The sequence below is a fragment of the Pseudoalteromonas sp. S1610 genome (assembly GCF_005887465.1).
GTDB classification, from domain to species: Bacteria; Pseudomonadota; Gammaproteobacteria; order Enterobacterales; family Alteromonadaceae; genus Pseudoalteromonas; species Pseudoalteromonas undina.
In genome coordinates this window covers 1-11065 of record NZ_PNDI01000079.1, presented here as the reverse complement: position 1 = coordinate 11065, position 11065 = coordinate 1, and the positions used below count along the sequence as shown (strand labels likewise).

The window sequence follows — 11065 nt, the reverse complement described above, 5'->3', positions numbered from 1 at the left end:
GTTCAAGGTTCAAGGTTCAACAAAATAAAAACAAAAGCGCTGCTCAATAACAACGTTTTTTAGTATTAGCTTTGCTTAAAAGTCATAGAAAAGTTTGTGGTAGTAATATCTTAGGTAATTTGTTAAAACTTTACAGAAGAAAAGTGAGCGTGGTATGGATATAAACCTGCACGACTCGCGCACTATAAGATTATTAAATCGCTCAATAAGGACAAGTATTGAATAAAGAAGAGTACAAGGAAAGTGGGATCTTATATGCGGTGTTTACTACCGTTTTATTATATTTCTTTTTTAAGATTACTTTAATTTTCTCTATGGGGTTAGATTGGAGTTCAATTTGTCTAAGCTTCCTTTGGGATAATATCGATACTGCAATTACACCTTTTACGGCATTTTTAATAGTGGCAGTTTTAAGCTGTGTCTGGTTTTTTTATTGCGCCATAAAGTACAAACGAAAAGTTGGCAAATCAGCATATTTCCTATTGGCTGTTGGAGCGGTGTTTTATTACTTTTGGCTCAAAGGCTTTTACGGTTTTTGGCAGCTAATGAGCTACGAGAAAAAAGAAATTACATTACAAGAGTTTTATGAAAAAACGGGTGGTACAGAAAGGTTGAAATCTTTGTTTGGTAATAAGCTTAACGAAAATGTATTGTGCAAATCGCAATTGAACAAAACAAATTAGAAGTGGGATAAAAACAGATTATTTTGTTCGTTCCCAACAAGTTATTGCCAACTATTTTCTGCCGTTTATTTACGGCGTTAACATGTTATACACTTTTCAAAAAATGGAGTTTGAAAATGAGAAAAGAGTTCGAATTCACAGTTAAGGGCCATAAAATTAAAATTGTTAACTCATGGTTTGGTGGTGCAAAACTATATGTTGATGGCGATTACCGTGATCAAGACTCTACCTTTATTGCTAACGGCAAAACGGCACTTCTTTCAGCTAAACTTGCTGATCTTGGTGTTTTAGAGATTTTCCCCATATCAGCTTTAATATCTGTAGAAATGGATGCATTTTTAATTACGGACGATGAAAGGTTGCAAGTATACAGCTCACATAAGCGTTTAAACTTAACACAGCAGCGATTAGCAAAATAAACACATAGGTAAAATATGAGACTATTAATGGCCCCTTTATTACTCATTATTGCTGGGTGCAGTAGTGTTGCGCAAAAGGGTGAAAAATATTCGCCGTGCTCTGAAGCATGGTTTAATCATGTTGAACAGCAAATAAGTACCGGTGACGGTTATGGACATGGGCCAGGCATTGGCTCTTTAGAATGGCGCTCTGTGATCATGTTTAAACTCGGTATTAGAGATAAGCCAAACGTACCAAAATTAAATACACAGCTGTGGTGCCAGTTTATTGATGAAAATTATATTTAAAGCCTGCTTGGCTTTATGAGCTGAAATTTGTTGAGTTAGGTTGGGGTTTACTCACCCAACCTACGTAATATAACTTAACGCCAAGCAGTTTAACGCTTACAGCTAAGCACTTATAACTGCTCTTTCTGTTTAACTAATACCCAAATACTTATGTACTTGAATTGATAAGCGCCAGTTTTTGGCGATACAAGTATCAATGGCTAATTTAGTTGCCGACGTTTTTTGACTGATTGGCTGTAAATATACCAGTTTTGGGTTAACACCCGTGGCGACAAATAACTCTTCCAGTTCTTCTACGTGCTTTTGCATAGCAACCGGATGTTTAATTTCATCGGCGCGTTGCATAGCACTGCTCAATACTTTGTAACCACCACGCATATTAATTTTTGGCGATACCGTAACCCACGTTTGGGCAGGGGCGAGAATTTCAAAGGTGCCACTGGTTTCTATTTGCGTGCTAAAGCCATGATCATGCAATAAATTACACACTGGATTTAAATCGTACATGCAAGGTTCACCACCGGTGATCACAACATGCTTGGCGGTATAGCCACGGGATTTAAATAACTCCAGGACCTGCGCGGCACTGGCCTCAGCCCAATGATCAGAGTCGGCTTTTTTTTCTACCGTGTCATCTAGTGATACTTTATATACGTTATCAACATCCCAAGTTTGTTTAGTGTCACACCATGAACATCCCACAGGACAACCTTGCAGGCGTAAAAATATAGACGGCGTACCGGTAAAGCTCGCTTCACCTTGAATGGTTTCAAACACTTCATTAATTTTGTACAAAAGAAATCTCACTTACAACCTGACGGCAAAATTGTTACTATTAAAAATCGCAAAGCACGGTGCAAAAATTGTCATTTATGCCTTGGCCGTGTAGTATATCGCGCCCTGATATAAACCTCTATCAAAACTAAAGAGCAAACCACGTATGACGCAAAAAGTAGTTGTTATTTATTCCGGCGGTATGGACTCATTTACTGTATTAAATAAAGCCTTGCAGCAAGGCCATGATGTTTATGCCCTCTCGTTTGATTATGGTCAGCGTCATGTTAAAGAACTTAAAGTTGCCGCCAACGTATGTGAAAAGCTAAATGTCCCGCACAAAATTGTTGATATATCAGCAATTAATCAGCTTATTGGTGGTTCGTCGTTAACAGACGATATTGATGTGCCAGAAGGCCATTACGAAGAAGAAAGCATGAAAAGCACCATTGTGCCTAACCGCAATATGATTTTACTTTCCTTAGCGGTAGGTTATGCAGTGTCGCTTAAAGCGAGCAAAGTATATTACGGCGCGCATTCAGGCGATCATGCAATTTACCCTGACTGTCGTCCTGAGTTTGTTAAAAAGATGGATGATGTATGTCGTATTGCAAATTACGATGCAGTAGAAATTTTTAGCCCGTATTTAAACAATACTAAAATCGATATTTTAACCGACGGTATTAAAATGGGCTTAGACTACAGCCAAACATGGACCTGTTATAATGGTCGTGACAAAGCGTGTGGTAAATGTGGTGCCTGCCAAGAACGTTTAGAGGCCTTTGAGCTTAACAACGTGACAGACCCGCTTGAATATGAGTAAAGTTCAACGTTAATACATTAAAAGGCTACCTAGGGTAGCCTTTTTTGTTGCGATAAAACGTTAAAGCCAGCGCTTTACTCGTGATTTATAATCGTCAAATTGCTCACCAAATAATTTGTGGAGCGCCCGTTCCTCTGGGATTATTTGAAATAAGGTAATGTAAGCAATAAACCCTACTACACCTAAAAAAGCCCACATTGAACCCAGCCACACACCCCAGCCTGCTAATATAAACGCAAAACCTAAATACATCGGATTACGAGAGAATTTATAAACACCTGAGGTAACTAAACTAGACGCTTGTTCTGGTTTGTTAGGTAGTACTGTTGTTTTAGCAAACCGGAAACTCACGACCCCAGCAATACAAAATATACACCCAGTAGCGACAAGTGCTAGCGAGAGATAAGTAATAAATGCGCTAAAATCAATCACGGTATAATGTGCAATCAGTGCCATTACAGCAGCAAAAAACACCACAACCACAACCGGTGGAATTTTATTATTTAACATACCTACTCCTTGTATCGATTAAAAAACTTCATAATTACTATATGGTGGCGTCACAAATAATAACAATGACTTATCGAATATTTATAAATACAAATAAAGTTACAATTAATTAGCTTTATGAGCGCTTAATTATGGTTATAATTTAAGCTTAAATAAAAGTTAAAGGAAGTAATTATGTCTGGCACAACAATGATAGTTCTCATTGTACTTATTTCTGTAGGTTCGGGAGTTATTTACGATATGTATAAAAAGCACCTTGAATTTAAACATAAAGTACAGGACAACAATCAAGACGCACACAAACAACTAGCTGAGGTAACCGCTCAAGTGAGTGAACTTAAACAACGAGTACAAACACTTGAAGCCATTGTTACCGACTCAAGCTACAACGTAAAACAAGAAATAAACAAACTTTAATGTATACGTTACAAGTAATTTGGGTATAAATGTGCGTTTTCAGGCTGCTCAATGCCATGGGCAGCTAAAAAACCACCAATTGCTTGACCACACCCTTGTGGCGCTCGGCCACTGTCTATCTCAAAATTTAACTGATTCGCCTCTTGTTTACCCATTGAGCACAAACTAACTGAACTTGGCGAACGCATAGAAACACTTAACTCGCCTATTTGCTCCGCCTGTACATGCTTACTAAAACGTGCAAAACCTTGGTATTTAAAATGCTCGCTCACATAATCATTGCTTATAGCAACCAATGCGGCAATAAAACTATGTAAAAAGCTATTTGTTGTTGTATCCGGTGCTAAAAATGACAAAGTTTTGTTATTAAACTCACTCAGCTGGCAACTATCGCAATGAAGTTTAACCGTATACACCTGCTCACCGGTGATTATAGCTTGGCAGTTAATTAGCTCTATTTGGTTATCCGCAAACACAAGGCGATCTATCAGCTCGTTCAATGAAATATTTTTAAACGATATGCTTTTAACAAGCTCGGGATTTTGTGCCATAACGGGTAAGTCATGATGATTATTAAATGGCGTACTGGTTGCGCCTTGGTGTTGCAGCTGAAAAAGCTCTCTTACCTCATGCTCACGCGCCACTTTTAACGCTAAAAATGCAGTTTGAATAAGCTCCGAGGTAGGCAGGTTCTGCTCTACCGGCCAACGGCGACCAAACAATAGTTTTTTTGCTTTATTATCAGCGCGATAATTGTCTGGGCTAAGTACTGCTACTTGCAAATAAACATCACTGTTTTTTTCAGCTGCTAACACACTAAAGTGGTTGGAAAAACTAATGTCGTTAAGCACTTCATTAACACTGGCCAGCGTATGCTTGTAACGCAAAAAATGCTGCGGAACAATCCAATTTTTATTAGCCAGTTGTACTAGGGGCGCATACGAAATAGGTTGCTCGTAACTGTGTTGCCATTTTTGCCCATCATCTAATAATGACTCAATTTTTGTGTTGTTATCTGACATATATAAACCAAATAAATCTGCCTAGCGGCAAGATATTAACTATGAAGCACTTTACGTAGTTAATCATAAAAAGCGATCACACTTTTTGGCAGTATTTAGCGTTCAAATACGCGTTGATACTCTGTTATAACTTTTTGATAGTAAACTCTATCTTTATTGAGCATTCGAGTATAATGGTCAAGCAATTGTTGCTGATATTGATGATGTTGAGGGTTATGTTTATCCCACATATGAGCCCCCGTTTTAGTAATAGTGCCGGTGGCATTAAAACTGACTTGTAGCACTTCGTAAAAACGCTTGTTTTCAACAATAATTTGCTCGCTATCGAGCTGCAAATTACACGCTTTTAAACCCGCACGTACTTTGTAGAGGTGCATAATAGGGCAAATAATAAAACTAAGCTGTTTAAGGCTTTGTGGGTTATTAGCAATAATTTGCTCAATGAGCTTTAAGCATAAATCGCCCCCTACCCCAGCAATAACAATTACTTGTTTGGCACTTGTTGGCAGTTTAATTTGCGCAACATCTTCGCAGCGCACTTGCCATGAAGGCAAAGACTTTCCTTGCTCAAATTGTTGTAGCGACTGCTCAAGCGCTTCCATTAACTCTGGAATAATATCAACAAAGTTTATTTGTTTGGCTATGCCGCGCTCAAGTAATGCCATACCTAAAAAGCCATGATCGCAACAACAATCCCAAACAATATCGTAAGACTGTGTAATTAACGAATTGATGGCGTTTAAACGTTTACTCAGTTTCATTTAACTCACTATGTTTTTGTTTTGTACACCAATGCTTTTAAGCTTTTATCGCGATCAATTTCAATAAAGCGATCGGTAGGTTCTAGGCGTTTAACAAACTCAATAGCACCTTGAGTATGCTCTTCAATAAGTGCTTTAAAATCGTTTTCTGTAAGCTCTGGGCTATTAGCGCATAGCAATAACTGTGTAGTATCGTTTAAAAGCTCAGGAAGTCTGCGCAGCACTTTTTGATAGTCTTTGGTTAAAATAAAACTGCCTTTTTGAAAACTGGGCGGATCAACAATAATCAAATCAAACGGTGCGGCTTTTTTTAGCTTACCAAACGACTTTAAAATATCGTGCGGTAAAAAACTGACCCCACGATCGACATTATTGAGTTGGTGGTTTTGCTTACCCACTTTTAACACACCTTTGCTCATATCCATGTTCATCACATGATCTGCGCCGCCGTGCATAGCCGCAACCGAAAAACCACAGGTATAAGAAAACAAATTAAGTACTTTGGCGTGCTTACTATTTTGCATGACAAACTCACGGCCTTTTCGCATATCAGGAAAAATACCGGTGTTTTGCTTACTCATTAAATCAACCAAAAAACGCACCCCGTTTTCGGCTACGCTATGACGAACTGGCAGTTGGCCGTGAACAAGGGTGTTATGGCTTTGCAGCCCAGCTCGCTGCTGATACACCAATGCAGTAATTAACTCTGGATGATGTTTTTGTGCCCATTGCCATAACGTATCGGTGAGTGCAGCGAGTGTTTCCTCGTCAATTTCACTGTATGACACCAAAAACAAACTTGGTGGGTAAAAATCTAAGTTAATATGACTAAGCGCTTCAACACTGTGGCCACGCCCATGAAAAACGCGGCAAAGCTCATTATCGGAAAAAGGCGTGTCTGCCAAAGCATTTATAAGGGGAGTAAAATCGGTTGTCATTTAATTAATCAACTGTTGTTGTAGTTCATGTATTTCGTCGCGCACTGAGGCGGCTTTTTCAAATTCTAAATCGCTGGCATACGCATGCATTTTGGTTTCTAACTGCTTAATTTGCGTTGCAATTTCTTTAGCACTGAGGATTTTTTTAGATTCTTTACGAATAAGCTGTAGGTTGTCTTGCGGTGAAGCATCTTGGCCTACATCCATTACATCAAGTATCTTTTTAACTAATGCACTAGGTTCAATACCATGCTTAACATTATAAGCATGCTGTATTTCTCGGCGTCGGTCAGTTTCCTCAATGGCTTTAGCCATCGATTTAGTCACTCTGTCACCGTATAAAATGGCACGACCATCAAGGTGGCGCGCCGCACGGCCTATCGTTTGAATAAGTGAGCGTGCTGAGCGTAAAAAGCCTTCTTTATCGGCATCTAAAATAGCCACTAGTGCCACTTCTGGCATGTCTAAGCCTTCACGTAGTAAGTTAATGCCTACTAACACATCAAATACACCGGCACGTAAATCACGAATAATCTCTACTCGCTCTACGGTATCAATATCAGAATGTAAATAACGTACTTTTACATTGTGCTCACTCAAGTAGTCGGTTAAATCTTCAGCCATGCGTTTAGTAAGCGTAGTTACCAGCACACGCTCTTTTAATTCAACACATTTGTAAATTTCTGAGAGTAAATCATCAACCTGATCGCCTACCGGGCGCACTTCAATAACAGGATCAAGTAAACCAGTTGGGCGAATAACCTGCTCTGCAACTTCGCCGTTGCTGCGCTCTAATTCAAAGTCGCCCGGGGTGGCCGATACATAAATGGTTTGTGGTGCAATAGCCTCAAACTCTTCAAAACGCAGTGGCCTGTTATCCATAGCTGAGGGCATTCTAAAACCATATTCAACGAGGTTTTCTTTACGGCTTCTATCGCCTTTATACATGGCACCAATTTGCGAGACGGTTACGTGCGATTCATCAATAATCATTAATGCATCGTCGGGTAAATAGTCCAGTAATGTTGGCGGTGGATCGCCAGGTGTGCGCCCCGATAAATAACGGCTATAGTTTTCAATACCAGAGCAATAACCAAGCTCGGTCATCATTTCTATATCATATTGGGTACGCTGAGCTATGCGTTGCTCTTCTACTAACTTGTTTGCGCTGAGCAATTGTGCTCTGCGCTCTTTGAGCTCTGCTTTAATTTTTTCTATGGCTTCGAGAATTTTTTCTCGTGGCGTTACATAGTGAGTTTTAGGATAAATAGTGGCACGCACTATGTGTTTTTCTACCGCACCGGTTAATGGGTCAAAAATACTTAAGCGTTCAACTTCGTCATCAAACATTTCTACACGCACTGCATAGGTGTCTGATTCAGCTGGAAATATATCAACTACTTCACCACGAACGCGGTATGTACCGCGACTAAAATCAATATCGTTTCGCGTATATTGTAGCTCTGCAAGACGGCGCAGCATGTCACGTTGGTCGACCTTTTCACCCACTTTTAAAAGCAGCATCATTTTCATGTATGAGTCAGGATCGCCCAAACCATAAATTGCCGATACTGACGCAACGATGATGGTATCGCGTCGCTCTAAAAGCGCTTTGGTGGCGCTGAGTCGCATTTGCTCTATGTGCTCATTAATAGATGCGTCTTTTTCGATAAAGGTGTCGCTGGCTACCACATAGGCTTCAGGTTGGTAGTAATCGTAGTAAGATACAAAGTATTCAACCGCATTGTGTGGAAAAAATTCTTTCATTTCGCCATACAATTGCGCCGCTAAGGTTTTATTATGCGCCATAATAATAGTTGGCCGGTTTAAATCACTAATAATGTTAGCCATAGTGAACGTTTTACCTGTTCCCGTTGCGCCTAATAAGGTTTGCTGGGCCAGTCCGGCTTCTAAGCCTTCACACAACTGAGCAATAGCGGTTGGCTGATCCCCTGCGGGTTTAAATTTTGATACTAGCTGAAAATGATCGCTCAATGACTACACTCCTGTAATGCTTGACTGCTTAACGCTTCAATTTCTTTCATAAACCACCTGTAGGCTACAAGTGCTGTAAATAAATTACCAATGGCCGCGCCAATAAACAAGCCGATTAAGCCTGCAAGTTCGTTCCCGATATACGCAAAGGGAATATAAAAAACAAACAATCGAATAACGCTTAAAACTAAGGCGTTCATGGGTTTGTGTAAAGCGTTAAACGAGGAGTTTGATAAAATGATCACTCCTTGCAAACCATAACTTAAAGGAATGGTATAAATAAACAACTTGATGACATCAACAACCGCTTGCTCTTTACCAAATATTTCACTAATGACGCCTGAAAAAATAATTAAAATAATATAGATAATGAACTGCCACAACATTACAAACTTGAGCGTACCTAGGTAGGCATCTTTTACGCGAGAAAAATGACTCGCTCCAAAGTTTTGGCTAATAAAAGGTGGCAAGGTCATCGACAAGGCTAATACCACTAAACTCGCTATTGATTCTATTCGACTCCCTACTCCAAAAGCAGCCACGGCTTCGGGACCATGATGAGCAACCAATGCAGTCATTACCGCCATAGCAACTGGGGTGAGCATGTTAGCACCCGCTGCCGGTAAACCAATTTTTAAAATTTTACGAATTGCACCAATAACAGTTTGTTTGCCCGCTTTTAAACTAAGTAACTGCTTTTTAGCAATTAATATGTATAAAATAATCGCCACTCCAACTGCCCAAGCTATAACACTGGCAATAGCAGCCCCTTTAATGCCTAATGCGGGAATGGGACCAAAGCCAAAAATCAGCATCGGATCGAGTACAGCATTTATAAGTCCAGCCCCCCCCATAATAATACTCGGTGTTTTAGTATCACCGCTCGCACGCAGTACAGAATTACCAATCATTGGGGTAATTAAAAACACACTGCCCAAAAACCAAATACTAATATACTGATGAATTAGCGGGAGTACTTGCTCCCCTGCCCCAAGCAACGTAAATATTGGATCAATCAATAAATAGCCACTAGCAGATAAAATTAATACCAATATTACCGCTACCAACAACGAAACACTGGCATCAAAACGCGCTTCTTCTAAATTGTTACTGCCTAATGCTTTTGCAATAACCGCAGAAGTCCCTATACCTAAACCAATTGCTAAACTAATCACGGTAAAAGTAACAGGAAATGTAAAACTCACTGCAGCAAGCGGCTCTGTACCCAATAAACTAATAAAAAAAGTATCAACTATGTTGAACATCATCAGGGTAATCATCCCAAAGATCATTGGAACGGTCATTTTCTTTAACGTAGGCAAGATTGGAGCAGTGAGTAAATCAGGGCGAGTATGTGATTGAGAATGTGCGCGCATAAAATAAATAAGCCTCTTTTACTGAACGGCATATTTTAAAGCATCCGGAGAGTTCAAGCCATGCTTTATTAAATCTAAACAACTAAATCAGCCTTTAATCTACAAACTATTACTTTTACGCTGTTGTAAATAAATTTTGCACAAACACATCAAAAATCAAATTAAATACATTTATGTAACTTTTGCAACATTTACCTTTTAGATTTTGTTGCTTTATTACACAGTTAGCGATGATGCTTTATCGTCACGAAAAATTTTATTTATCGTTTAGGTGGCTATCTAAGCTGAATCATAAGCCTTTGTTTTTTAATATATAAAAAAAAAGCTTTTTAATACTTGAAATCGTTGTAGCGCCCTACAGTGCTGGGGGTGCTGATGTTCTTAAAGTTTAATAAACAGAGTTATCCACAGAAACCGTGGATAACTCATTCAACCCCGCGTTTATAAAGGGCTACAACCCGGTGCAAATTTAACAGTGTTGTGGTTTTTTTACGTTATCAATATGGAAACAGCGCAAAATGGTTTTGTAACTCATTAAAACGAGATTATTTGTTTATTTAATGCAAAACCATATTTATGTTGAATAAATAGCCAACCCTTTGATTGCTCTGTTTTTATACAAAACCCACATAACTCTACAAACATTTTATTTTAATCAACATAGAAACTATCTATTACGTCTTTCATTTAGATTTAGTTCAACAAACTTTAACGATACAAAGTAAAAGTGAGGTATTTATTTTAAATACGTTTATAAAGTCTTTTTAAAAATAAAGGAAATAGACCAGTTTTTTATTACTAAAAGCTACTTTTTTAAATTTTATGGCAACTTTTATTGGATAAAGATCCTTACTTGATTCAAATATTACGCTGTTTTTGTAAAACAATATCACTACGCTTTACTTAAATAGTGTTATAAAACGCGCAGATTGCACATAAAAACAACGAATAGACCTCTTTTTTGAATTTATGATCTTTTATATGTTGACACTTTGCTATGCGGTCATTAATATTTCGCCCCGTTGAAAGGCAAGACGCTTCCCCCTTAGCTCAGTTGGT

Annotated in this window: 12 protein-coding genes; 5 read left to right on the top strand and 7 right to left on the bottom strand. The window is 38.8% G+C overall.

From position 1 onward, the window contains the following. Nucleotides 1-218 precede the first annotated feature (218 nt). From CWB77_RS17505 to CWB77_RS17495, 3 genes are all read left to right on the top strand, one after another. On the top strand, nucleotides 219-683 hold the full coding sequence (locus tag CWB77_RS17505) for a hypothetical protein (RefSeq protein ID WP_138623815.1): 465 nt from the start codon (nucleotides 219-221) through the stop codon (nucleotides 681-683). Between the two features lie 116 nt (nucleotides 684-799). Then, on the top strand, nucleotides 800-1102 hold the full coding sequence (locus tag CWB77_RS17500) for a hypothetical protein (protein WP_024601110.1): 303 nt from the start codon (nucleotides 800-802) through the stop codon (nucleotides 1100-1102). Between the two features lie 15 nt (nucleotides 1103-1117). Then, entirely contained in the window at nucleotides 1118-1390 is a 273-nt protein-coding gene (locus CWB77_RS17495; RefSeq protein WP_138623813.1) for a hypothetical protein, read from the top strand. A 129-nt stretch (nucleotides 1391-1519) separates the two neighbouring features. Here the strand turns inward: CWB77_RS17495 and queE are convergent, their stop codons facing one another. Continuing rightward, nucleotides 1520-2185, bottom strand: coding sequence for a 7-carboxy-7-deazaguanine synthase QueE (queE, locus tag CWB77_RS17490; RefSeq protein ID WP_055013381.1), 666 nt, complete (start codon nucleotides 2183-2185; stop codon nucleotides 1520-1522). Between the two features lie 145 nt (nucleotides 2186-2330). On the opposite strand from queE, the gene queC reads away from it, so the two are divergent. Then, nucleotides 2331-2987, top strand: a complete 657-nt coding sequence (queC, locus tag CWB77_RS17485) for a 7-cyano-7-deazaguanine synthase QueC (RefSeq protein ID WP_008110177.1) — start codon at nucleotides 2331-2333, stop codon at nucleotides 2985-2987. 60 nt (nucleotides 2988-3047) lie between these two features. On the opposite strand, the gene CWB77_RS17480 is transcribed toward queC, so the two are convergent. Next, nucleotides 3048-3497 (bottom strand): methyltransferase family protein, encoded by a 450-nt coding sequence (locus CWB77_RS17480; RefSeq protein ID WP_138623811.1) that lies wholly within the window; start codon nucleotides 3495-3497, stop codon nucleotides 3048-3050. Nucleotides 3498-3671: 174 nt separating this feature from the next. Between CWB77_RS17480 and CWB77_RS17475 the strand changes: the two genes are divergently transcribed. Continuing rightward, nucleotides 3672-3914 (top strand): hypothetical protein, encoded by a 243-nt coding sequence (locus CWB77_RS17475; RefSeq protein WP_010388451.1) that lies wholly within the window; start codon nucleotides 3672-3674, stop codon nucleotides 3912-3914. Nucleotides 3915-3922: 8 nt separating this feature from the next. Here CWB77_RS17475 and CWB77_RS17470 read toward each other — a convergent pair whose 3' ends face one another. The 5 genes from CWB77_RS17470 to CWB77_RS17450 all read right to left on the bottom strand — a co-directional run bounded on the left by CWB77_RS17470 (nucleotide 3923) and on the right by CWB77_RS17450 (nucleotide 10006). Next, nucleotides 3923-4936 (bottom strand): hypothetical protein, encoded by a 1014-nt coding sequence (locus CWB77_RS17470; protein WP_138623809.1) that lies wholly within the window; start codon nucleotides 4934-4936, stop codon nucleotides 3923-3925. Nucleotides 4937-5031: 95 nt separating this feature from the next. Continuing rightward, nucleotides 5032-5697: a tRNA (adenine(22)-N(1))-methyltransferase TrmK gene (locus tag CWB77_RS17465; protein ID WP_054201171.1), complete on the bottom strand. Its 666-nt coding sequence runs from the start codon at nucleotides 5695-5697 to the stop codon at nucleotides 5032-5034. Nucleotides 5698-5705: 8 nt separating this feature from the next. Next, nucleotides 5706-6635, bottom strand: a complete 930-nt coding sequence (locus CWB77_RS17460) for a class I SAM-dependent methyltransferase (protein ID WP_138623807.1) — start codon at nucleotides 6633-6635, stop codon at nucleotides 5706-5708. After that, entirely contained in the window at nucleotides 6636-8630 is a 1995-nt protein-coding gene (uvrB, locus tag CWB77_RS17455; RefSeq protein ID WP_008468252.1) for an excinuclease ABC subunit UvrB, read from the bottom strand. After that, nucleotides 8627-10006: an MATE family efflux transporter gene (locus tag CWB77_RS17450; RefSeq protein ID WP_138623805.1), complete on the bottom strand. Its 1380-nt coding sequence runs from the start codon at nucleotides 10004-10006 to the stop codon at nucleotides 8627-8629. Before CWB77_RS17450 ends, uvrB begins: the two co-directional genes overlap by 4 nt. Nucleotides 10007-11065 lie beyond the last annotated feature (1059 nt).

What these genes read in the sequence shown, in the direction of transcription:
- CWB77_RS17500 (WP_024601110.1), top strand. Translation starts at nt 800, where the DNA reads ATGAGAAAAGAGTTCGAATTCACAGTTAAGGGCCATAAAATTAAAATT.
- CWB77_RS17495 (WP_138623813.1), top strand. Translation starts at nt 1,118, where the DNA reads ATGAGACTATTAATGGCCCCTTTATTACTCATTATTGCTGGGTGCAGT.
- queC (WP_008110177.1), top strand. Translation starts at nt 2,331, where the DNA reads ATGACGCAAAAAGTAGTTGTTATTTATTCCGGCGGTATGGACTCATTT.
- CWB77_RS17480 (WP_138623811.1), bottom strand. Translation starts at nt 3,497, where the DNA reads ATGTTAAATAATAAAATTCCACCGGTTGTGGTTGTGGTGTTTTTTGCT.
- CWB77_RS17475 (WP_010388451.1), top strand. Translation starts at nt 3,672, where the DNA reads ATGTCTGGCACAACAATGATAGTTCTCATTGTACTTATTTCTGTAGGT.
- CWB77_RS17470 (WP_138623809.1), bottom strand. Translation starts at nt 4,936, where the DNA reads ATGTCAGATAACAACACAAAAATTGAGTCATTATTAGATGATGGGCAA.
- CWB77_RS17465 (WP_054201171.1), bottom strand. Translation starts at nt 5,697, where the DNA reads ATGAAACTGAGTAAACGTTTAAACGCCATCAATTCGTTAATTACACAG.
- CWB77_RS17460 (WP_138623807.1), bottom strand. Translation starts at nt 6,635, where the DNA reads ATGACAACCGATTTTACTCCCCTTATAAATGCTTTGGCAGACACGCCT.
- CWB77_RS17450 (WP_138623805.1), bottom strand. Translation starts at nt 10,006, where the DNA reads ATGCGCGCACATTCTCAATCACATACTCGCCCTGATTTACTCACTGCT.